We start from the raw sequence: 21,977 nt of genomic DNA on the forward strand, positions 1-21,977 counted from the left end.
CACGCCATTGCTGAAAAATTGTACACTGGTTCGGCAAGCCCACGACCACAGCCGCTAGGGTTGCGAGCGGTGGCCCATACGAATATTTGGTGCTCGGTCTTCTGATTGCACACGACGCAACAGCGCTGCAACCCCTGGCGGTTCAGCTTACGGCTTGTCTTTGCGGCGCGCTGCGCTTATACCTTGTCTCGCCCTCTGGGCAGGAGAACAAGATGGTCAAGAAAGTTCACGATATTGATAGCAGGACCGCACTGTCCGTTGCGCGCATCGTTGAAGAGATGGAGAACGGTGCAAGTGGGGAACTGATTGCGGCGAATTGCGGAAATGGTCAACTCAATGGCGATTTCTTCCGTAAATTACGCATTTTCCACTCGGCCAGCAAGACAAAACCGGCCTTTACGAAAACGGCTCAAAGAACGGTCCGCCTTATTACCGACGAAATCGCTTCGGAAGTAGATACCAAACTTCCAAGGCATTCCAAACACAAGGAAGTTGAATTTAAAGACTCCTAATCACTCATACAACATAGCAGACGCCCGCGTACAGCGGGCTTTTTTTGCGGTCACAACCGGGTTTGTGCGCACAACTGCGCAGCCATCTCAGGATGTCAGCGGCTCGCGCAAGAAAACGAATCAAAAATAGTGAAACTCGGGTCTCCATATCGGCGGGATGCGGCATATCGCCACCCCCTCAAAATTGAACCACCAACCAAACCATAAACATCCCCCATCGACACTATCACTCAGGCAGGCGAGCACTATGCGGTGCAAGCTTGACGAAACCGTCTTTCTCCAATCCAACAATTTTAGATGTGAGCGCGTACTGATTGAGATAGATCTTAACCGGACGATTCTCAACCGTTGCCCATGGGCGAGCAACACCGTAGGCGACCGCGTCCTTTTCGCCATCGGTACGAAACTCAAGTCGATCGTGCCGGTAGTGCAAGCCAATCACTTCGGCGTCATCGCTTCCGCCGCAAGCCATGATCAACTCACGCTCGGAATCACAGTTCAGGGACTTGAAGCCATCCAGGTCGAAAGGCGGCAGTTCATCAAACCATTTGACGCGCCGTTGCTCGCGACTGAGAAGCACGCGATCCGCAACTGCGTCCAATACCTGTCTCAACGCGGCAATTTCTCTGCTTTGCTGACCGGAATGCTCGCGCAGTTCACGGATCACTCGCCCCCTAAATGTCACAACGTTGAACAACACCGCGACCACAAGCACGAGAACCAAAATCTCCAAGAAATCAGCCATAGTGCCCCTCCGAAAGACCGCAGTCTAACGGCTTCATGAGCGAATATCACAGCTCTATCCGGCTATCATCGCGGTCTGTGCAGGTGGCACAGGTGCTGGATCGACTGGCAGTGAGTCGAAGCTTGCCAAAGGTGATACGGACCGACAACGACAAGGAATTTTGCGGAAAGGTGGTGGTGGCATCGGTCCACGAGCGAGCCGTGCAGCTGCGCCTGATCCAGCCAGGCAAGCCCAATCAGAACGCCTACATCGAAAGCTTCAACGGTCGTTTTCGCGGGGAATGTCTCAATGAGCATTGGTTCCCGACATTGCTGCACGCTCGCACGAAATTGAAACCGGGCGGAGGGACTACAACGAGGAACAACCGAAGAAGATCCTAGGTGGCCTGACGCCGGCGTCCTATGCTCAACAGCTCGTGGCAAAAACCGCTACGATGAAACCTGGACTCTAAAGAGACCCGCTACTCAAGGCTGGGGGATATCGCTGAGGTGCGTACAGCGAAGTGCCAAGCTACGGCCAGCATAAAAAGCGCCGGCATGCCGGCGCTTTTTTGCTTTTGCTGTTACGAATCCCCAATCCCGAATCCCCAATCCCGGCCTCACCGCACCTCAATCTGCACATCCGCCGGCAACGCATGGATGCGCAGTTCGCCGTGTTCCCACTGCGCCGCTTCGCCGTTGACCAGGGTGCGGCCCGGTTCGCCCGGGTACGGCCACGGCAGCACCAGGCCGCCGCTGGGCACGCGCAGGCCCTCGGGGATGTTCAGCAGCAGCCGGTTCTTCTGCCGCCGCAGCTGGTAGCTCAACGGGCCCTGCGGGGTGCGCAACTGTTCGATCGCCACGCCCTTGCCGTCGAACCAGTCGGCCGGAATGCCTGCGGCCAGCACCAGGCTGTCGTCGACGTCGCGGGCGTAGGCGAACATGTCCAGCACCGAGCGCACGAAGTCCGAGGCGACCCAGGCATGCGGCAGGTCGCCGAGGAAGAACGGCTTGCGCGGCGTGCGCGAGACCACTTCGGCCCACTGGTTCCAGGGCTGCGGCGTGCGGTCCTTGAAGAAGAACTGCGTCGCCTCCCAGGCGCGCTCGCGCCAGCCCAGGCGCACGAACGCGGACACGTTGCGCCACTCGTAGGGGGTGTAGTCCTTCCATTCGCGGGTACCGTCGCGGCGGCCGACGAACTCGCTCCAGTAGCGCGCGAAGGTGTTGTCGAGCAGCGTCGGCGGCAGCCGGCCCTGCTCGCCGCCCGGTGCCAGCGCGATGGTGCTGGAGGTCGGGTCGAAATCGCCCAGCTCCGCCGACCCCGGCAGGAAGTCGATGTGGTGCTGCTGGGTCGCACTCTCCAGCGAGGCGTACAGGTCCTGGCGGAACTGGTCGCGCGAGGCGGCGAAGCGTGCGGCGTCGTCGATGCGGCCCAGTTCGGCGGCGATGCTCACCGCGTCCTTGTAGCCGCGCAGCGCCCAGAAATTGTCCCAGTACGAGTGCATCGGCTTGGCCGAGTAGCCCTCGTGGCTGATCGACGCCGGCATCATGCCGTAGAAGGCGGCATTGCGCGCGCGGTTCTCGTCGGTGCGTTCGCTGAGCCGCAGTTGCTCCATGTAGGTGTAGGCGCCGAGCACGTGCGGCCACATCTGCTCCAGGAACGCGCGGTCGCCGCTGTAGCGGTAGTAGTCGGCGACGCTGTAGATCAGTTCGCCATGGCTGTCGTTCTCCGGCACCGGGTCGCTGCCGCGGTCGTCCACGCAGCACGGCACCATGCCGTTGGCGAACTGGTACGGCGCGTACCACGCCACGTACTCGCGGACCACGTCGGCGCGGCCCAGCCGCAGCAGGCCTTCGGAAATCATCGCGCCGTCGCGGATCCAGCTGCGCGAGTACGAGCGCGTGCCCGGCTGCAGACGCGGCCCGATCCGCGAGATCAGCATGTGCGCCAGCGCGGTGCGCAGCGTGTCGGTGACCGCCTTGCCCTGCGCCGGCACGTGCAGCTGCACGCGGTCCAGCTTCTCGTGCCACTGCGCCGCCACCTGCTGCTGCGCGCGCGCCGCGTCGAAGCCCGGCGGCAGGCCGGCGTTGCCGGTCTGCGGGATCACCAGCGCTACCTCGCGCACCTCGCCCGGGGCCAGGCGCCCGCGGTACAGCAAGGCGCCGGAGGCCAGGCCGTCCGGGTCCTGCGCCTGCTGCGGCAGGCCGCTGGCGTCGGTGCCGAGCCGTTCGATGTCGATGCCGGCGTCGAACGCGCTGGCGTAGGCGGCGTCGGGCTTCTGCACCGCGAACACCCGCGGCTGGCCGTTGACCTGCACCTGCGTGCCGGCGAAGGCCAGCGAGCGGATCGGGCTGACCCCGCCGACCGTGTTGAGGAACTGGCTGGGCGGATTGACCTGGAACGGGCGCACCGCCAGCGCCAGGGTGTAGTCGTGCGGCTGCTTGCTCGGGTTGCTGAGCCGGTAGCGCGCCACCAGTTGCGCCCGCTCCGGCTCGCCCTGCACGAAGGCGGTCACGCGCAGCGCGGCGTTGTCGTGGCTCCAGTCCACGCTGGGAATCGGCAGGTAGTCGTCCTGCAGGCTCTGCGCGGTCTTGACGTCGGCCCAGCTCAGGCGCTTGCCGTCCAGCAGCAGGAACGGTTCGATGCTGAAGCCGCCCTTGCCCACCTCGATCGCGCCGTCCTCGCCGACCAACCCTTGTTCGCGGCCGCCGTCCAGGCCGACGATGGTCCAGTACGGCTGCTCGCCGCTGAAGCCGCGCGGGAACCAGCCGCGGGTGGACTGCGCCGCCACCGACTTGATGAAATCGTTCTGGGTCGCGGCGAAGGCCAGTGGCTGCAGCGCGATGTCGGCGATGCCGTAGCGGAAACTGGGGCCGTCCTGCAGGTCGAAGCGCACATAACGCGCCTCGGTCTCCGGCAGCGCCAGCCAGTCGGTGCCGCCATTGCCGGCGGTCACGGTGCGCAACTCGCGCCAGCTGCGCCCGTCGGCCGAGCCCTGCACGGTGTAGCGCGAGGCGTACACGCCCGGCGCCCACTGCACCTTGGCGCCGCCGAACTCGCGGACCTTGCCCAGGTCCAGCATCACCGTCTGGGTCTTGGCGTTGCCGCTGTACCAGACCGTGTCCGGCTTGCCGTCGGCGATGCGTTGCTCCAGCGCCGGGGCGGTATCGGTGCTGACCTTGACCGTCAGCGGCGAGGTGTCCTGCGGCGGCAACGGGGTCAGGGTCAGCTGGTCGAAGCACACCGTGCCGGCGCCGCCGACCTGGTTGTAGATGGTGAACTCGATCTGCGCGCTGCGGGTCAGCTCCTTCTCCGGGCTCGGCCCCCAGGCCTTGTCGATCTGCCGCTTCTTGAAGGTGACCGTGCTCCATTGCGTGGGGAACGCGTAGCGCGGCCGGTTGACCCACCACACGTTGTCGCCGCTGGCGTCGACCAGCTTGAACTGCAGGTCGTTGCTCGGCGAATCGCCGCGCAACTGGAACGAGAATTGATAGTTGTCCGGGTAGTCGATCGGCACGCTGCGGCGGATGCCGGCATAGCCGGACACGCCGTTGAAGTCGTAGTCCAGGCACAGCGCCTTGGCGCGGCCGCCGCTGGGCGCCTGCACCAGCCGGGTCGAGGCGGTGACCTGGTTGGAGACGACGATCTGCCACTTGTCCAGATCGTTGAAGCTGTCCAGCGTCACCGTGGAGGTCGGCGGCGCGGCGACGGCATGGGCGGCCGCCAGTCCCAGCATCGCCAGCATCGCGCGCGCGCACCTCGTCGCTATCCCGTCCCTCATCGCGTTCCCCGTTGTTCGTTTCGTAGCGTGTCTGCGTCTGTTGGAGGGCGTCGGCCCTGGCGGCCCGGCTGGTGGTGCGGCCTGCTGTCGCGGCTGAAGCCGCTCCTACAGGCCCGGCCCGGCCGTCCATGATCGGGCGTTCGGCGCAACGCGCGCCAGTAGCGCTCGAGGTTCCGCTTCGCTGCTGCCATCCGTGGCGAACCTATCCCACACCAGAACGTCCGGCCCGGCCATCCATGGCCAGGCGTTCGGCAACGCGCGAGCCGGTGGCGCGCAAGCGCGTTCCCTCACCCCTTCACGCTGCCGAGCAGCAGGCCCTGGATGTAGTAGCGCTGCAGGGCCAGGAACAGGGCCAGCACCGGAACCACCGTGACCACCGCGCCGGCCATCATCATCTCCACGTCCATGATGTGCTCGCGTGACAGCGCCGCCAGGGCCACCGGCAAGGTGTAGTGCTCCTGGTCGGTCAGCACGATCAGCGGCCACATGAAGTCGTTCCACGCGGCCATGAAGGTGAAGATGGTCAGCGTGACCAGCACCGGCTTGAGCATCGGCAGCACGATCTGGAAGAAGATCCGCAACTCGCCGGCGCCGTCGATACGGGCGGCCTCCAGCAGCTCGTCCGGGATCGAACGCGCGTACTGGCGCACCAGGAAGATGCCGAACACCGTCGCTAGCGCCGGCACGATCACGCCGCCGAAGTTGTTGACCAGGTGCAGCTGCTTCATCAGCAGGAACAGCGGCAGCATCGCCACCTGCGCCGGGATCACCAGCGCCGCCAGCAGGATCTGGAAGATCCGTTCCTTGCCGACGAAGCGCAGCTTGGCGAAGGCATAGCCGGCCATGGTGTTGATCAGCAGCGAGCCGAAGGTGATCGCGCAGGACACCAGCAGGCTGTTGGCGAAGTTGCGCGCCATGCCGGTGCGCGAGAACAGCTCGCCATAGTTGGCCAGGGTGGCGCCGGTGGGCAGCATCGGCGGCGGGAAGCGGCTGGCCTGCCCCGCCGGCATGAACGACACCGACACCATCCACAACAGCGGCGCCAGGCTGATCACGGCGAGCAGCAGCAGCCCGCCGTTGACCAGCAGCGTGTTCCAGCGCGAGGCGCCGATCTCCCGGCTCATACCAGGTCCCTCTTGCGGCCGAAGCGCAGCATCACCGTCGTCACTCCCAGGATGATCAGGAACAGCAGGAACGCCACCGCCGAGGCGCGGCCGAGGTTCCACCACTTGAAGCCTTCCTCGAACATGTAGTACAGCACGCTGACCGTGCTCTGCAGCGGATCGCCGCGGGTCATCACGTAGGGTTCGGCGAACAGCTGGAAGTAGCCGGACACGGTGATCACCCCGACCACCAGCAGCACCGGCCCGAGCATCGGCAGGGTGATGTGCAGGAACTGCCGCCACTTCGAGGCGCCGTCGATACGCGCGGCCTCGTACAGGTCCTGCGGGATCGCCTGCAGCCCGGCGAGGAAGATCACCATGTTGTAGCCGAAGTTCTTCCACACCGCGAACAGCATGATCGTCGGCATCGCCCAGTGCGGATCGCCGAGCCAGTCGATCGGGCCGATGCCCAGGTGCGCCAGGCCGTAGTTGACCAGGCCGTAGCTGGTGTGGAACAGGTAGCGCCAGATCACCGCCACCGCCACCAGCGTGGTCACCACCGGCGCGAACAGCGCGGTGCGGAACAGCGCCTTGAAGCGCGCCACCGGCGCGTTCAGCAGCAGCGCCGCGCCCAGCGAGGCGCCGATGGACAGCGGCACGCCGACGATCACGAAGTACGTGGTGTTCCACAGCGACTTCCAGAACATCGGCGTCTGCAGCAACTCGATGTAGTTGCCGAAGCCGACGAAGCGCAGGTTGTGGCGGTCGGCCAGCGAGTACAGGTCGAAGTCGGTGACGCTCAGCGCCAGCGCCGACAGCACCGGCAGGCCGAAGAACACGCCGATCACGATCAGCGCCGGGCCGGCGAACAGCCAGCCGATCAGGGAACCGCGCTTCATGGGGCCGCTCCCGCGGCCGGCGCCGCCGTGCCTTCGCGGTGCTGCTGGTGGATCCAGCGGCGTTTCTCCAGGATCTCGTCGACCCGCTTGTCCAGTTCCCGCATCGCCTTCTCCTGGGGTTCGCCGCCGCGCACCACCCGCTCGGTGGCCAGCCGCATCTCCTGCACGATGCGCTCCCACTCCAGGACCTTCGGTGCCGGCTTGACCCGCTCCAACTGGTCGCGGAACGCATGCGCCAGCGGATCGTCGGCCAGCGACGGATACGCCCAGGTACTGCGCCGCGGCGGCATGTCGCCGATCAGCGCGTGGAAGCGCGCCTGGATCTGCGGCCGCGACAGGAACTCGATCAGCTTCCACGCCGCGTCCTTGTGCTCGGACTTGCGGAAGATCACCAGGCTGGTGCCGCCGGCGATACCCGCGCCGGGGCCGTCCGGGCCCGGCAACGGCATGGTGCCCCACTGGTCCTTGAGCGCCGGCGGCTGCACCTTGCGGAACTCGCGGATGTTCCACGGGCCGGAGATGTAGAACGCATAGAAGCCGTTGAAGAACTCGTCCCAGACGTTGGAGATCTGCGTCTCGGACATCTTCGGCGCCCAGCCCTGCTCGAACATGTTGGCGTAGAACGCCAGCGCCTTGCGGAAGCCGGGGCTTTCGAAGTTGCCGTAGTTGTTGTGGTCGCGCAGCAGCGGATCGGGCAATTGCAGGCCCAGCGACAGCTGCTGCTCGAACTCGTTGAGCGGCATCAGGATCGCGTAGCGCTTCGGCCCCACGTGCTTCTTCACCGCCGCCATCGCCTGTTCCCATTCGGCCCAGGTCTGCGGCAGCTTGGTCACCCCGGCCTCGCGCAGCATGTCCTTGCGGTAGAACAGCAGGCGCGTGTCCACGTACCAGGGGATGCCGTAGAGCTGGCCGTCGATGACGCTGGTGTCCCAGATCCCGGGGAAGTAGTCCTTCGGATCCACCACCTTGGAACGGTCGACGTACGACTGCAGCGGCTGCAGCGTGCCCAGTTCGGCGAACTCGGGAATCCAGGTGTTGCCCAGCTGGCACACGTCCGGCAACCCGTCGGCGGCGAAGGCGGTGAGCAGCTTCTCGTGCGCGGCGGTCCAGGGGATGTTCTGGATGTCCACGTGGATGCCGGGGTTCTCCTTCTCGAACTGCGGAATCAGCTCGGCCACCACCTCGGCCTCGCGGCCCATCGCCCAGAACCGCACCACCTCGCCCTGCGGCGCGCGCGCGCATCCGCACACGGCCACGACCAACAGGCCCAACGACAACCAACGACCGATCATGCGTGTGCTCATTCGGGCTTCTGCGGCTGGCGCTGGTCGGGATTCTGTTGCGCCTGCGCAGCGGCGGCACGCGATTCGGCGATGCCGATCGCCCGCGCCGCAGCGGCCTGCTCGTCCTTCTTCGGCACCGGCTGCGCCTCGCCTTCCGGGGTGAGCCAGCCGCCGGTGAAGCCGGCGCGCTCCAGTCCGGTGCGAATGTACTTGTTCTTCTTCATCACGTTCCAGACGAACTCGTTGCGGTAGTTGGCGATCATGGCCAGGATCGGCCCCTGGTCGATGCCGATGTAATCGCTGGACACCCAGCCGCGGCCGGGCACCACGCGTCCGGTCTTCAGCGGAATATCGTAGTTGAAGCTGGGGTTGAACGAATCCAGGAAACCGTAGCTGGAGTAGATGAAGTCGCCGTAGCGCTTGTGCATCTCCTCGGTGGCCGGAATCACCACCTCCGGCGCGAACACTAGCGAGGCCACCGCTGCGGTCGGCGCGATGGTGCCATCGTCGAAGTTCTCGCGCAGGCCGGCGCCGCGCGAGGAATAGTGACGGAACTGGCGCTGTTCGCCACGGTATTCCTGCTCGGTGTTCTGCGGACCGTCACTGGCGGTCAGGCCCCACACATTCTCGCCGTAGTCCTTCCACTTCATCGGATTGGCGATGGCGTACTCACGCTGCGCCAGCGCCGCGCGCCGGCTGTTGAGGAAGTAGTCGATGCCGCGCTCGCGCATGTACTGGTCCTGGATATCGCGGAAGTCGATCCAGACATGGCTGTACTGGTGCGCGAACATCGGCCCGAACGACAAGTATTCCTGGCCGTAGTACACGCCCCAGTCGTTGTTGTAGGTGCGGGTCCATACCGTCCACGCGTCCGGGCTCACCGCATGGGTCGGCGAGCCCAACGCCAGCACGTACAGCATCATCGCTTCGTTGTAGCCCATCCAGTCGTGGCTGATGAACCCGCTCTCGGGGAACCAGCCCATCGAGATCAACGGATCGCGCACCTGCAGCCAGGTCCAGTCCACGCGCTTGTACAGCGTGTCGGCGATCTCGCGAATCTCCTTCTCGCGCGGGTCGTCTCCGTCGTAGTACGACTGCGCGAACAGCACGCCCATCATCAGCAGCGCGGTATCCACGCTCGACAGCTCCACCCAGCTATCGTAACGGCGGCCGTTTTGCATATCGAGAAAGTGGTAATAGAAGCCCTTGTAGCCGGCCTTGCCGGTGCGCTGCGGGCCAACCGGCACATCGCGGAAGAACTTCAGCGTGGTCAAGGTGCGATCCACCGCCTGGGTGCGGCTGATCCAGCCGTTCTCAATGCCGATGGGATACGCCGTCAGCGAGAACCCCACCGAGGCGATGCTGGCGAACGGACGCGACGGGAAACGGTCGGGGGTCAGGCCATTGGTTTCGTTGGTGGTGTCCCAGAAGAACTGGAAGGTGCGCCGCTCGATGTCGCCGAACAGCTGCGGCAGCTCGGGCTTCAACGGTTTCGGCGGCAGTTCGGCCTCGACCAGGATCACCTTGACCGGCTTCTTCTCCACCGCCTTCGGCTCCTCGGTCTTCTTGCAGGCCGTCAGCAGCACCCCTGCTGCCATCAACATCAACGAAAACCTGATGAAACTGCGCTGCTTCTTCATCGTGCCCCCCGTGAAATCGTTTACACGCACGCAAAAAATAACCCGCTTTTCCATCGCCGCGGCCCCCGTGGCACGGGAGCCGCGGCGACCCAACTTACCAGTTCAAACCGAATGACAGCTTGAACGTCCGCATCGGCGAAGCGAGCACGCCGTTCGGCGTGCCGAACGCCGTGTTCAGATCGGCGTAGGTGCCGGTATCGGTGTTGTAGTCCGCGTAATTGGTCCAGTTGAACAGGTTGATGACATCGGCGCGCACGTTGAACTTGATGCCCGACCCGGTATCCCATTCCTTGTTCGCCGCCAGGCTGAATTCCTTGTAGCCCAGCGTGGCGTCCGGCTTGTACTGGATGATATAGCACTGGTCGTTGCCCGCCAGGCAGTTGGTGCCGTAGCGCGGGGTCTGGCTGGCCAGCGACAGCTTGGCCGACAGGGTGATGGCGTACGGCAGATCGTAGATGCCGGTGACCACCAGGCGGTTCTTCGGAATGCCGCCGGCCTCGCGCCAGCCGTAGCCGGCCATCGACGGCTGGTCCAGCGCGTAGTGCTCGCCGTACTGGCGGTTTTCCTTCGCGTCGGAGAAGGTGTAGGCCACGGTCAGGCCCCAGCCGGACTCCTTGTCGTAGGGTTTGTCCAGCTTCAGCGCCAACTGGTTGTTGCGCGTCTTCAGCCCATTGGTGCCGAGCACGATCGCGCTGTAGCCGTTGGGCGAGTCGGTGGGCACGCCGGAGGTGGTGCCGGGCAGGAAGAACGAGCCGTCGGCACGGCGGTTGCCGCGCAGGAACACGAAGCCGTCCTCGCTGACGATGCGGCTCAGGGTCACGTCCGTGTACCAGTCATTGCCCCAGAAATGCACCATGTTGCGCATGCCCAGGCTGAACTGGTCGGAGTACGGCACCTTGATGTTGTTGTCGATCAGGTAGACCTCGCGGCCGCCGCCGGCGCCGCCGGTGTTGGAGGCCGCCAGCCCGTCCAGGCCGGCCTGGGTCGCATAGCTCGGATTCCATGCCACGCACGGCTGGCCCAGGCACGGCGTGTTGGCGCTGCTGAAGTAGTAGCTGTAGGAGCGGAAGTTGTTGTTGAGCTGCTCCAGCGCCAGGTAGTCGAACAGGTTGCGGTCGTAGGCGCGGCCGGCGCCGCCGTAGATCACGTGGGCCTGGTCGCCGAACAGGTCGTAGGAGAAGCCCAGCCGCGGCTGCCAGGCGTCCTTGAACGCCTTGCGGTTGTTGCCGGTGCTGATGTAGTTGGCGATGTCGTAGTTGGCGTTGTCCAGGTTGCGCCAGTTCAGCAGCGCGCTGGCGACGTCGGCGGGGGTGACGAAGTCCAGGAACGACGGGGTCTTCTCGTAGTCGTAGCGCACGCCCAGGTTCAGGGTCAGGTGCTCGTTGACCTCCCAGTCGTCCTGCAGGTAGATGCCGTACTGCTTGTTCTGCGACTGCACCGAACCGCCGTCGCCGGTGTCGCCGAAGCGCACCCGGTACGGCGTGCCGACATCGCTGAGGATGTTGTAGTAGTACTGCGGATTGGCCGGATTGATCTGGGTCGAGTCGAGCTGGATGTCCTTGTACTTCAGGCCCATCTTGATCGTGTGGCTGCCGTGCCAGTCGAGGCTGTTGAGGGTCAGGTCGTCCTGCAGCGTCCAGCCCTTCTGGCCCTTGTTCTGGAAGCTGCTGCCGGCGCCGGCGCTGAGGATGGTGGTCTCGTTGCCGGCCTGCGGCACGTAGGACAGCACATAGCCGCTGCCGTCGGTGAGCGGGGTCTGGGTCCAGAACGCGCTCTCGTAGCTCAGGTTCAGGTCGTTGAGGAAGGCCTCGCCGCTGTACTGCCAGCGCAGGTTGGCGCGCTTTTCCTTCTGCCCGTTGCTGCTGCCGTGCTGGTAGGTGGTGGTATCGCCGATGTCCGACAGCTCGTCTTCCTTGCGGTACTTGCCGGTCAGCTCGAACAGGTTGTTGTCGCCCAGCGTCCAGTCGATCTTGCCGAAGTACAGGTCTTCCTTGAACGGCGTGCTGTAGGTGGCGACCAGCGGCTGCAGCTGCGCCGGCAACTGGTCGACGCGGTCGGCGTAGATGCCGCCGGGGATCACCGTGTTGGGCGTGGTGTATTCCTTGGCCTCGTAGGCCACGAAGAAATGCGCGCGGTCCTTGAGGATCGGGCCGCTGAAAGTGGCGCCGTACTGGGTCTCGGAGAAATCGTCGCGCTGGCCGGCCTTGCGCTCCAGCGGACTCTCGGCGCGCCAGTCGTCGTTGGTCGTATCCCAGAAGAAGCTGCCGTGGAAATCGTTGGTGCCGGACTTGGTCGAGGCGACGATCGCCGCGCTGCTGACCTGGTCGAACTCGGCCTTGTAGTTGGAGGTGATGACCTTGTACTCGCCGATCGCCGACTGCGGGAACGGGTTGCCGCGGCTGGAATCCTGGCCGCTGACGCCGCCGGTCAGCACGTAGTTCTTCTGGCTGATGCCGTCGATGTAGACGTTGGTGCCGTTGGCCGAGGTCGCGCCGGAGCGCACCGTGGTGTTGCCCTTGGCGTCGCGCTGGAACTGCACGCTCGGCACGCTGTCGGCCAGCTCCAGGAAGTTGCGCGTGGCCTGCGGCAGCTTCTCGATCTGCGCGTTGGAAATGTAGGTGGCGTTCTCCGAGGTGCGGGTTTCCACCAGCACCGGCGGCGCCTGCACCTGCACCGCATCGAGCGTGGTCGCGCCCTGTCCGTTGGCGGCGGCCGCCTCGCCGCCCACGCCCAGGTCCAGGGTGGCGGTCTGGCCGACCTGCACGGTGACGTTCTGCGAGGTGGTCTTGCCGTCGGCGGTGACGTCGATGCGATAGGACCCCGGCGGCAGACCGCCGACCGAATAGATGCCGTTGCTGGCCTGCACGCTGCGGCTCAGACCGGTGGCCAGATTGGTGGCGGTGACCTGCGCGGACGCGGCCGGCGCCGAATCGACCTTGACCTGTCCGCGAATGGTGGCGCCGGTGCTTTGCGCGAATGCCGGCGCGGCGCCCAGCAACAGGCAGCTGGCGAGGGCGCAGCTCAACAGCTTGCGCGTGGGCCGGGCGGAGTGCGGGGTGTGGTGCATGTGGGGTTTTCCCTCCAGGAAGACGTGATGCTCGTTATGGGTGGTGCGTGGTGCTTCGATGAAACGAAGTGGAACAAGCGATGCGGCGCGAAACACGCGTCGCATCAGGAACGGGCCGTGCTGGAATCGCGCACGACCAACGTAGGAACCAGGGTCTGCCGCCGCCCGTCGTCCGCGTCGGGCCGATCGATCAGTTGCAGTAGACGATGCATCGCCTGCTCACCAAGCCCGGCGATGCTGACGCGCATGGTGGTGAGAGACGGGTGAACGAAACGCGCCAGCGGAATGTCGTCGAAACCGGCCAACGCGATGTCGTTGGGCACGCGCACACCGTGCTGGGTGAAGGCGTAGAGACAGCCGAGCGCGGTCATGTCGTTGGCGGCGAACACCGCATCGGGCAGCGTGCCCGCCTGCAGCATCGCCTGTCCGGCGCGATACCCGGAGGCTTCGTCGAAGTCGCCCGGGAACTCCTGGCCGTGCGCTTCGCCGGGATGGCGCGCAATGGCGTCGCGGAAACCACGCAGGCGTTCGCGCGCGTCGAAATTCAGTTCCGGGCCACCGATGAAGGCGATGCGGCGATGCCCCATCGCCAGCAGGTGTTCGGTCATCGCCACCGCGCCGGCATGGTCGTCGATGCTCAGCACCGGGTACTCGGTGCCCGGCAGGTGGGTGTTGATCAACACCGTCGGCAGCGCCTGCGGCAGGTTGTCGGTGAGGAAGCCCGGGCGCTCGGCATACGGCGACAGCACCAGCAGGCCGTCGACGCGCCCGCGCATCGCCCGCAGCGCCCGCCCCTGCTCTTCCGGGTCGCCGTGGTAGCTGGACACCAGCAGGTGCTGGCGGCGCGCGCGGGCGGCGCCGTCGATGCCGCGGATCAGTTCGGAGAAGAACTCGCCGTACAGGTCGGGCAGCACCACCCCCAGGGTCTGGGTGCGGCGGCTGCTGAGGCTGCGCGCCGCCGCATGCGGGCTGTAGCGCAGGCGCTCGGCCACTTCCAGCACCAGGGTCCGCACCGGCGCGGCCACGTTCTCATGGCCATTGAGCGCACGCGACACGGTGGCCACCGAGACCCGGGCTTCGCGTGCAACGTCTTTGATGGTAACCGCGCTCTTCGCCATCGTGCCGCCCTCCACGGCAGAGACCTTGAGAAACTGGCGCGGACTGTAATCGTTTTCAGCGCGAGGCAGAAGCCCTTTGTTGCCTACCTAATAAAAGTCTTGTTTTTCAGTTGCTTGAATAATGCGAAATCGGTCGGAATCGTGCCGCAACGCAACATAATCCAGGTGCCGATTCCGATTTTCCGCGGGGTGTGCCCCTCTTTTCGAAGCAGGCGCCCCCATCCGCCGCCGGGCGTCAGCCGGCCGCGCCCGGCACATCGGCGCGAATCGACAGCGCATGGATGTCGGTCTGCATCATCTCGCCCAGCGCCGCGTAGACGGCGCGGTGCCGGGCCAGCGGCGCCATCCCGGCGAAGGCCGTACTGACGACCCGGACATTGAAATGCCCGCGGCCATCGCGCGCGCCGGCGTGGCCGGCATGGCGGTGGCTGTCGTCCTCCACCTCCAGCGCCTGCGGCGCGAACGCCGCCTCCAGCGCGGCGCGGATCCGCGCCACCCGCTCGGCGCCGATCTGGCTCATGGCAGCACCTTGCGGAACGGCCGCACCTCGACCCGGGCGTAGACACCGGCGTCCACATAGGGATCGGCCTCGGCCCAGGCCCGCGCCTCGGCCAGCGAGTCGAACGCGGCCACCACCAGGCTGCCGCTGAAGCCGGCCGGGCCCGGATCCTCGGCGTCGATCGCCGGGCACGGCCCGGCCAGCAACAACCGTCCGGCCTCCTGCAGCTGGGTCAGCCGCTGCAGATGCGCCGGCCGCGCCGCCGCCCGCCGCGGCAGCGCATCGTCCACGTCGTACCCCTCGATCACGTACCACATCATCGGCCTGCCTTCGTTCCTGTAACTGTCCGTGCGCATTGTAGGACCTGCCCCGGCGCGGCGGCGCTGGACATCGACCCCGCCGGCGCATTACCCTTGGTCCCATTGCACGCGGCCGGATGCAGCGGCCCGTCGGTGATCGGCGACCCCAAGCCCCTTCCGACGACCGATTCGCTGCCTGACACCGCCCGCGCAGACGTCCTCCTCTGCAGTTCCCGCCGCCACGACACGCGTGGCGTGCGTCGTGTGTCTTGTTGAAGTACCGAGCGCGTTGCGGGGACGACGCGCCATTGAACCGCAGCACTGCCGGCAAGGAGCCGCGCCGGGTCGCGCCTGCCCGGCCCTTCGCTACCGCAACACCGATGTCCAACCGATGACCTCCGAACTCGCGCTCGACGCGAACCCGCCAACCCAGACGACCCCGCCACAGCAGCAGGAAATGCCGCTGGCGGTGGTGCATGGGCAGCCGGTCCTGCAGATCCCGCAGGATCTGTACATCCCGCCGGATGCGCTGGAAGTCATCCTGGACGCGTTCGAAGGCCCGCTGGACCTGCTGCTGTACCTGATCCGCCGGCAGAACCTGGACATCCTGGACATCCCCGTCGCCGAGATCACCCGGCAGTACGTGGACTACATCAACGTGATGCAGGAGCTGCGCTTCGAACTGGCGGCCGAATACCTGGTGATGGCCGCGATCCTGGCCGAGATCAAGTCGCGGATGCTGCTGCCGCGGCCACCGGCCGAAGACGGCGAGGAAGTGGACCCGCGCGCCGAACTGGTCCGCCGCTTGCAGGAGTACGAACGCTTCAAGCAGGCGGCCGAGGACATCGACGCGCTGCCGCGGCAGGACCGCGACACCACCCCGGCGCACGCCCACGTGCCGGACCGCGCCGCGGTCAAGCTGCCGCCGCCGGTGGAGTTGAAGGAAATGCTGCTGGCGCTGTACGACGTGCTCAAGCGCGCCGAACTGTTCAGCGGCCACGCGATCAAGCGCGAGGCGCTGAGCGTGCGCCAGCGCATGGGCGATGTGCTGGGCCGTCTGGACGACGGCAAGTTCCACCGTTTCGAATCGCTGTTCAGTGCCGAGGAAGGCAAGCTCGGCGTGCTGGTGACCTTCCTGGCCCTGCTGGAACTGGCCAAGGAGCAGTTGCTGGACATCGTCCAGGAGCCGCTGGCGCACGTCCCCGCCGAGGCCGCCGAACGGCCGCCGCTGCCGCCGATCTACGTCAAGTCGCTGGCGCTGGGCAACACCAACGCGCCGCTGCAGTTCAACAGCGAGTTCGACGACAGCGACGCCGCCGACGCCACCACCTGAGCCCACCGAGACCCCTCCCCCGCATGGATCAAGCGCTGATCAACCGCATCGTCGAGGCCGCCCTGCTCGCCGCCAACCAGCCGTTGCCGCTGGCGCAGTTGCACGGCCTGTTCCCCGAGGAGGAACCCGCGCCGCCGGGCAGCATCGAGCGCGCGCTGGAACTGTTGCGCGAGGCCTGCGAGGGCCGCGGCGTGGAACTGGTCGAAGTGGCCTCCGGGTTCCGCTACCAGGTGCGCAGCGACGTGCACGCCTGGGTCGCGCGGCTGTGGACCGAGCGCAAGACCCGCTACACCCGCGCCACCCTGGAGACCCTGGCGCTGATCGCCTACCGGCAGCCGATCACCCGCGGCGAGATCGAGCAGGTGCGCGGCGTGGCGGTCAGCAGCAACATCATCCAGGCGCTGGAAGAGCGCGAATGGATCCGCGTGGTCGGGCACCGCGACGTGCCGGGCAAGCCGGCGCTGTTCGGCACCACCAAGACCTTCCTGGACTACTTCGGGCTCAAGCGCCTGGACGAACTGCCGCCGCTGTCCGAACTCAAGGACATCGGCGAACTGGAACCGCAGCTGCCACTGGACCGCGACGCGCTGCCGGTCGGCGACATGGCCCAGGCCGACGCCGCGCCGGGCGGCGACGCCGGCCAGGACGGCCAGAGCGACACCCCGGCGCAGGCCGCGACCGCCAGCGACTCCGCCGCGCCTGCCGCGACGGCGCAGGCAGACGCAGCCGAGACCGAGGCCGAGGCCGCAGACGCTACAGACACAGACACCAGCAACACCGCAGTACCGCACCCCCCCGCGACCAACGACGCCGACGCGCCGACGGCCACGGATTCCACGAGCGCCCCGACGGGCGAACCCGAAGCCGCGCCGGGAGAGCGCGCGGCGGATGCGAACGAAGCCGAAGACAACGCCGTCGCGACGACGACCGTGGCTGTTGACGATGCCGATTCCGAACCACAGGCCGACGCGCAACGCGCCGGCCGGAGCCAAGTAAATGAGTGACACCTCCCGCAAGCTGTCGTTGAACAAGCTCTCGCTCAAGCGCGACGCCGCTGCCGCCGAGCAGCCGAAACTGGAAGAACGCCTGCACAAGGTCCTGGCCCAGGCCGGGCTGGGCTCGCGCCGGGCGCTGGAACAGCGCATCGCCGACGGCCTGGTCAAGGTCAACGGCGAGGTCGCGCAGACCGGCATGTCGATCCGCAGCGGCGACAAGATCGAGCTGGACGGCCGCAGCTTCGTCGCCAGCGCGCTGACCGAACCCTCGCGCGTGCTGATCTACAACAAGCCCGAAGGCGAAGTGACCACGCGCGAAGATCCCGAAGGCCGCCCGACCATCTTCGAGGCGCTGCCGGCGCTGAAGGGCGCGCGCTGGATCGCGATCGGCCGCCTGGACATCAACACCACCGGCCTGCTGCTGCTCACCACCGACGGCGAGCTGGCCAACGCGATGATGCACCCCTCCTACGAGATCGAGCGCGAGTACGTGGTGCGCGTGCGCGCCCCGGAAGGCGAAGAGACCGTGCCGGACAGCATGATCGAGCGGCTCTCGCGCGGCGTGCTGCTGGAGGACGGCGGCGCCAAGTTCGACGAGATCGAGCGCATCGGCGGCACCGACTCGCACGACTGGTTCCGGGTGGTGGTCAAGGAAGGCCGCAACCGCGAAGTGCGGCGCCTGTGGGAATCGCAGGGCTGCCAGGTCAGCCGGCTCAAGCGCACCCGCTACGGCAAGATCGCGCTGCCGCGCGAACTGCTGCGCGGGCACTCGATGGAGCTGGCGCAGGACAAGGTCGAGGCGCTGCGCGCCGAGCTGAAGCTGGAGGAAGGCACCCCGTCGGCGCTGACCCTGCAGCCGGTGATCGGCCAGCGCAAGGCGGCCAAGGCCACCGTGCAGGTCGGCCGCGGCGGCAACGCCTACGTCAACGGCCACAACACCGCCGACGAAGGCCGCGAGCTGCGCCGCTTCGACACCTTCCGCGAGGACCGCGGCCGCGGCCGCGGCGGCAAGAAGCCGCACGGCGGGCTGACGGTGAGCGGCGAGATGGCCGCCAAGCAGGCGCAGAAGCCGTTCAAGCAGCGCACGCCGAAGGGCCCCAAGCCGCTGCCGGACGGCAACCCGGCCGCGTTCCGCACCTGGTACGTGCCGGAGGGCGTCAGCACCGGCCCGACCGGCCACCGCAACGCCGGCCCCGGCGGTCGCGGCCAGGGTCAAGGTCAGGGCCAGGGGCGTCCCTACGCCAAGCCGCGCCCGGCCGGTGCCGGCGCCGGTGCGGGCGCTGGTGGCCAGGCACGCGGCCAGGGCCAGCAGCGCAAGGCGCATCCCTACGGGCACCCGGCCAACGCGCCGAGCTTCCCCTCCGACCACGCCAACCCCGGCTTCAACCCCTACGGCGCCGCGCCGCGCGCGGCGCGCCCGGCCGGCGGCCAGAAGCGCGGCCCGGGTCCGGGCGGACGTCCCGGCGGCGGCAACCGCCCGGCCGGCGGGCGTCCGGGCGGCGGTGGCCGTCCCGGTGGCGGCGGCAACCGCGGTCCGCGCGGCGGCTGAGTCGCGGCGCCGGCGCAGCGCGCGCCGGCCCTCGCCCCGACCGGTTCCAAGGGCGCCTGCGCAAGCGGCGCCCTTTTTGCTGCGCCGGCGGCAGCAGCGTGCGGCGCCCCGCTCCTCGCCGCCGTCGGCATCCGCGCCATCGCGCGTTGGCCGATGGGTCAACGGGTGGCCGCGGGGCGTCCCCACATGCGCGCCTTGACCACACGACGCACACACCGGATATGCTTGCGGCGCTTTGCCGCCGGCACCTCGGCGGCATCCCGACCCAGGAACCCCGATGACACGGAAGATGAAGATCGCCCTGCCGCTGCTGATCGCCGGCGTGCTCAGCCTTGGCGCCTGCCGGAAGGCCCAGGAAGAAATCGCCGCAGCGCAGAACCCCTACCCCGCCAGTTCGCCGCTGCACGCACCGTTCGATCGCATGCTGCGCAAGCTGGCCAGCGATCCGCGCTACGTGGCGCTGCTCAAGCAGAGCGGCCCGCAGGCGCAGCAGGTCGGTTTCAAGTTGGCGCAGAGCGGCATCGCGCGGCTGGATCGCGACACGCTGGAACAGCGCCTGGAGATCCTGTCCCAGGTCAGCGAAAAGGTCGACGTGCCGCAGTGCGCACTGCTGGCCCGCGGCGGCAATCCGAACGATGCGCAGGCGCTGGGCGCGGCGATGTTCGGCGGCCTGGAAAAACTGCCGCAGGCGCAGATCGACCGCTGGTTCGATATCTCGCTGAAGGCCACCGAGGCCGCGTTGGGCAACACCCAGCCGCAGGTGGTGTCGCAGCAAAGGATCCAGGAGGCGATGGGCAGCCTGGTCAGGTCCCTGCCTGCCGATCAGCAACAACGCCTGTTGCACGTCCTGCCGCAGATCACCAAGGCCAGCGACGCCGATGCCTGCTGGGTGGCGCGCACCCTGTATCGCCAGACGCTGGCGGCGCCGGAACCGCTGCGCGGCGAGCTGGCCTGGGTGTTCGCGCAGCAGTAAGCGCGGAGCACGCGAAGCGCGTCCTCGCGCAGGACGCGCTTCGCCGGGTCGCATTGCGCTCCAGCGTGCGGCCGGCGCGCGGTCGATCGCCTCGAGAAACCGGTGACCCAAAACAGAATCCAGGCGCACTGCGCCTGGATTCGATCCGTTCGCTTTGTATCCGCCCTGGCTGCGACACCACCGCAGCCAGGGCGCGGCGCCTTACCTGCGGCGCTCGATCACGAAGTTGCCGACGTTGACGCCAAGATCGACGCCTTCGCCGGTCCCGGCCAGGGCCAGCGAAATGTCGCCCTTGGTGACGACCTGCGCGGTACTGGACTTCACCAGGCCGGCATGCGCTTCGGCGGCGGCGTAGGTGCCGAACAGGTCGTTGAGGCTGTAGGCGCCGCTGAAGGTGCCGCGGCCGCCGACGATCTTCGACTTGCCGACCGTCAGGCCGCCGCCCTTGCTGCTGATCTTGACCGGGATCACCGCGCCGTCGTTGCAGGTAATGGTGCCGGTGCCCTTGGCGGTCTTGTAGAACACCGACCAGCCCGACAGGTTGAAGGAGAGCTTGCAATCGATATTGCCGGCGGCCTGGGCCTGCGGCGCGAGCGCGGCCGCGCCCAGCAGCGCGAGCAGAGAAAGCGACTTGATCATGTGGGCATTACCGATGGGTGGACGAGGCGCGAGGGTAGCAATGGGTCCGTCGCGGCCGCGACAAGGTTGACGAGGCGTCGCGCGCACGTTCAGCGGGCATTTCCACTTGCGGCGGACTGGTGCCGGCGTGGCCGGGGCACATGCAGTACGCGACGCCGGCGCGAAGTATCGCTAAAACGCGTTTGCGGCGGCTCGGCCTGACCGCTCGTTGCTTTTGCAGGAGTCAACTGGCATGCAGCGGCGACGCGCGAAGCAGCGTGCTTTCCGATGGCGCAATGCGTCGGGACTGAAGTCCCTCCCACAGTGCACCCGCCAAGCTCGCCGCACGATCCTGCAGGAGGGGCTCTTACAAGGGGAGCCCTCCGGACTCAGCACAGCGTGAGGCTTCCAGAGTAATGAGACGTGTCGGCTAGTCGTCCAGACTGAAAGCATCGGCATCGAGCATGGCCGGAAAGCGCGCGCGGTGCGCGGCGAGCGCGGCGGCGGAGATCGTGGTGGTGGCCACTTGTTCGCGCTCGCGGATCTCCAGCTGCGGCTGGCCGAGGAAATCGATCACCGCGCTGTCGCCGGCGTAGTGCAGGTCGTTGCCGTCCACACCGACGCGGTTGACCGCCGCCACGAAGCACAGGTTCTCGATCGCACGCGCGCGCAGCAGCGTGCGCCAGGCGTAGGCGCGCGCCGACGGCCAGTTGGCCACGAACAGTTGCAGGTCGAAATCCAGTTGGCCGGGGCGTTCGACGTCGTAGCGGTTGCGGCAGAACACCGGAAAGCGCAGGTCGTAGCAGACCTGCGGATTGATCCGCCAGCCCTTCCACTCCACGCACAGGCGCGCACGCCCGGCGGCGTAGCGCAGGTGCTCGTTGCCGTAGCGGAACAGATGGCGCTTGTCGTAATGCTGCAATGCGCCGTCCGGCGTGGCCCACAGCAGGCGGTTGAACACCTTGGCCTCGCCATCGGCGCCGGGCACCCGCAACTGCACACTGCCGGTCACCGCCGCACCCAGCCGCGCCGCCTGCTCGCGGATCCACGCCACGGTCGGCCCGTCCATGTCCTCGGCCTGCGCCAGCGCATCGTTGGAGAAACCGCTGGTGAAGGTCTCCGGCAGGACCACCAGGTCGGTGACACCGGCCAGCGGTGCCAGCAGCTCGGCATAATGCGCGCGGTTGCCGGCCGGGTCGTGCCAGCGCGTGTCGCCCTGGACCAGCGAGATCCTCAGATCCTGTGCCACCTGTGTCATCCCCAACGTCCTCCGATGCAAATCGTGCCGACCAGGCACAGCAAGCCCAGTGTAGGCGTTACCCATGGCAGATGGCGGACCAGGCGGTTGGCGAGCGTGCCCCGCTCCTGCGGCGTCAGCAGCGCAAGGTAGCGATCCACATAGGCCTGCCGCCGGAACGGCACCACCCCGAAATCCATCCCCACCCGCTGGCCGCGATCAGCCAATCCGGTCAGCACATGCCCATAGAACAGCGCCCCGTCGACCACCGCGCTGACCGCCGCCAGCCCGAACGTGACCCCGAAATAGATGCCCGCGATCGACATGCCCACCCCGCACCAGGAACC

Annotated in this window: 18 protein-coding genes and 1 pseudogene; 6 read left to right on the top strand and 13 right to left on the bottom strand. The window is 67.0% G+C overall.

What is annotated here, in order from left to right; translation table 11 throughout:
* Window positions 1-89 precede the first annotated feature (89 nt).
* Window positions 90-512, top strand: a complete 423-nt coding sequence (locus tag NKJ47_RS13015) for a hypothetical protein (protein WP_254458291.1) — start codon at window positions 90-92, stop codon at window positions 510-512.
* Between the two features lie 226 nt (window positions 513-738).
* Here NKJ47_RS13015 and NKJ47_RS13020 read toward each other — a convergent pair whose 3' ends face one another.
* Window positions 739-1,257, bottom strand: coding sequence for a hypothetical protein (locus NKJ47_RS13020; RefSeq protein WP_254458292.1), 519 nt, complete (start codon window positions 1,255-1,257; stop codon window positions 739-741).
* Window positions 1,258-1,340: 83 nt separating this feature from the next.
* On the opposite strand from NKJ47_RS13020, the pseudogene NKJ47_RS13025 reads away from it, so the two are divergent.
* Window positions 1,341-1,708, top strand: a pseudogene (locus NKJ47_RS13025) (integrase core domain-containing protein); the annotation flags it as partial.
* A gap of 147 nt (window positions 1,709-1,855) precedes the next feature.
* Here the strand turns inward: NKJ47_RS13025 and NKJ47_RS13030 are convergent.
* The 9 genes from NKJ47_RS13030 to NKJ47_RS13070 all read right to left on the bottom strand — a co-directional run bounded on the left by NKJ47_RS13030 (window position 1,856) and on the right by NKJ47_RS13070 (window position 14,943).
* Window positions 1,856-4,972 carry a discoidin domain-containing protein gene (locus NKJ47_RS13030; RefSeq protein ID WP_254461422.1) on the bottom strand — a complete coding sequence of 1,039 codons (3,117 nt, stop codon included), beginning with the start codon at window positions 4,970-4,972 and terminating at the stop codon, window positions 1,856-1,858.
* A 332-nt stretch (window positions 4,973-5,304) separates the two neighbouring features.
* Window positions 5,305-6,141, bottom strand: coding sequence for a carbohydrate ABC transporter permease (locus tag NKJ47_RS13035; RefSeq protein WP_254458293.1), 837 nt, complete (start codon window positions 6,139-6,141; stop codon window positions 5,305-5,307).
* Window positions 6,138-7,019, bottom strand: coding sequence for a carbohydrate ABC transporter permease (locus tag NKJ47_RS13040; RefSeq protein WP_010342668.1), 882 nt, complete (start codon window positions 7,017-7,019; stop codon window positions 6,138-6,140). Before NKJ47_RS13040 ends, NKJ47_RS13035 begins: the two co-directional genes overlap by 4 nt.
* Window positions 7,016-8,311: a sugar ABC transporter substrate-binding protein gene (locus tag NKJ47_RS13045; RefSeq protein ID WP_254461423.1), complete on the bottom strand. Its 1,296-nt coding sequence runs from the start codon at window positions 8,309-8,311 to the stop codon at window positions 7,016-7,018. Before NKJ47_RS13045 ends, NKJ47_RS13040 begins: the two co-directional genes overlap by 4 nt.
* 8 nt (window positions 8,312-8,319) lie before the next feature.
* Window positions 8,320-9,906, bottom strand: a complete 1,587-nt coding sequence (locus NKJ47_RS13050) for a glucoamylase family protein (RefSeq protein WP_429002420.1) — start codon at window positions 9,904-9,906, stop codon at window positions 8,320-8,322.
* 130 nt (window positions 9,907-10,036) lie between these two features.
* Window positions 10,037-13,009 (bottom strand): TonB-dependent receptor, encoded by a 2,973-nt coding sequence (locus NKJ47_RS13055; RefSeq protein ID WP_254458294.1) that lies wholly within the window; start codon window positions 13,007-13,009, stop codon window positions 10,037-10,039.
* Between the two features lie 104 nt (window positions 13,010-13,113).
* Complete coding sequence (locus tag NKJ47_RS13060) at window positions 13,114-14,127, bottom strand: LacI family DNA-binding transcriptional regulator (RefSeq protein WP_254458295.1); 1,014 nt, start codon at window positions 14,125-14,127, stop codon at window positions 13,114-13,116.
* Between the two features lie 235 nt (window positions 14,128-14,362).
* Entirely contained in the window at window positions 14,363-14,647 is a 285-nt protein-coding gene (locus tag NKJ47_RS13065; RefSeq protein WP_254458296.1) for a BolA family protein, read from the bottom strand.
* Entirely contained in the window at window positions 14,644-14,943 is a 300-nt protein-coding gene (locus tag NKJ47_RS13070; protein WP_254461425.1) for a YciI family protein, read from the bottom strand. Before NKJ47_RS13070 ends, NKJ47_RS13065 begins: the two co-directional genes overlap by 4 nt.
* 373 nt (window positions 14,944-15,316) lie before the next feature.
* Between NKJ47_RS13070 and NKJ47_RS13075 the strand changes: the two genes are divergently transcribed.
* From NKJ47_RS13075 to NKJ47_RS13090, 4 genes are all read left to right on the top strand, one after another.
* Window positions 15,317-16,258, top strand: a complete 942-nt coding sequence (locus NKJ47_RS13075) for a segregation and condensation protein A (protein ID WP_254458297.1) — start codon at window positions 15,317-15,319, stop codon at window positions 16,256-16,258.
* Window positions 16,259-16,281: 23 nt separating this feature from the next.
* Window positions 16,282-17,262, top strand: coding sequence for an SMC-Scp complex subunit ScpB (gene scpB, locus NKJ47_RS13080; RefSeq protein WP_254458298.1), 981 nt, complete (start codon window positions 16,282-16,284; stop codon window positions 17,260-17,262).
* Complete coding sequence (locus NKJ47_RS13085) at window positions 17,255-18,802, top strand: pseudouridine synthase (RefSeq protein WP_254458299.1); 1,548 nt, start codon at window positions 17,255-17,257, stop codon at window positions 18,800-18,802. Before scpB ends, NKJ47_RS13085 begins: the two co-directional genes overlap by 8 nt.
* 277 nt (window positions 18,803-19,079) lie before the next feature.
* Window positions 19,080-19,775 carry a hypothetical protein gene (locus tag NKJ47_RS13090; protein WP_254458300.1) on the top strand — a complete coding sequence of 232 codons (696 nt, stop codon included), beginning with the start codon at window positions 19,080-19,082 and terminating at the stop codon, window positions 19,773-19,775.
* Window positions 19,776-19,976: 201 nt separating this feature from the next.
* On the opposite strand, the gene NKJ47_RS13095 is transcribed toward NKJ47_RS13090, so the two are convergent.
* The 3 genes from NKJ47_RS13095 to NKJ47_RS13105 all read right to left on the bottom strand — a co-directional run bounded on the left by NKJ47_RS13095 (window position 19,977) and on the right by NKJ47_RS13105 (window position 21,956).
* Entirely contained in the window at window positions 19,977-20,414 is a 438-nt protein-coding gene (locus NKJ47_RS13095; protein WP_254458301.1) for a hypothetical protein, read from the bottom strand.
* Window positions 20,415-20,823: 409 nt separating this feature from the next.
* The gene (locus NKJ47_RS13100; RefSeq protein WP_254458302.1) at window positions 20,824-21,651 is read right to left on the bottom strand and encodes an amidohydrolase; all 828 of its coding nucleotides are present in this window, start codon (window positions 21,649-21,651) and stop codon (window positions 20,824-20,826) included.
* The gene (locus NKJ47_RS13105) at window positions 21,648-21,956 is read right to left on the bottom strand and encodes a hypothetical protein (RefSeq protein WP_254458303.1); all 309 of its coding nucleotides are present in this window, start codon (window positions 21,954-21,956) and stop codon (window positions 21,648-21,650) included. Before NKJ47_RS13105 ends, NKJ47_RS13100 begins: the two co-directional genes overlap by 4 nt.
* Window positions 21,957-21,977: the final 21 nt, after the last annotated feature.

The organism is Xanthomonas sacchari, from assembly GCF_024266585.1.
Lineage (GTDB): Bacteria > Pseudomonadota > Gammaproteobacteria > Xanthomonadales > Xanthomonadaceae > Xanthomonas_A > Xanthomonas_A sacchari_C.